The sequence below is a fragment of the Bartonella sp. AA81SXKL genome (assembly GCF_042196945.1).
Taxonomy (GTDB): domain Bacteria; phylum Pseudomonadota; class Alphaproteobacteria; order Rhizobiales; family Rhizobiaceae; genus Bartonella.
In genome coordinates this window covers 1-518 of record NZ_JBHIRH010000445.1, presented here as the reverse complement: position 1 = coordinate 518, position 518 = coordinate 1, and the positions used below count along the sequence as shown (strand labels likewise).

Sequence of the window (518 nt, the reverse complement as noted above, 5' to 3'; positions counted from 1 at the left end):
AAATAAAACCAATACAGAAAAAAATGCAAGCACCAAAAATAAAAGTTTCTGTAACCATTTATATCCCTCATACGAGAGATAACTCCTTGAGAATACAAACGATACCTCCAGGATAGTTTATCTCAAAACGTAATAACGATAAGAGAATTTTTATAAAGCTAAAAAGAACAGTTTAGCCCTGCATTTCTGAGTCAAATTCAATCTTTCATATTTATAAAAACTGATTTATAATGAATGGTATTTTAGGATAAGAGAGAAAAACATAATGAGAAAAATTCTCACTCAAGGATTAGTTGTTGCAAATATTCTTGCGTGTTCCACTGTTGCATTTGCTGGATTTAGTGAAACAAAATGGAATTTTGCTTCAGATGAAAGTGTTACTATTAAAGCAGCTGATACAATACACCAAGGCGTTGAATATGCTTGCAAAGCATTTAAACCCAAAAAAGCATCCTTTGTTTTATCGTACTCGTCCCCTTCTGACTTAGACAAACTAAAAATTGTTGCAGATAACGAAA

At 31.7% G+C, this 518-nt stretch carries 1 pseudogene; it reads left to right on the top strand.

What is annotated here, in order from left to right:
* Positions 1–265 precede the first annotated feature (265 nt).
* Positions 266–518 (top strand): annotated as a pseudogene (locus ACFINZ_RS12165) (hypothetical protein); the annotation flags it as partial.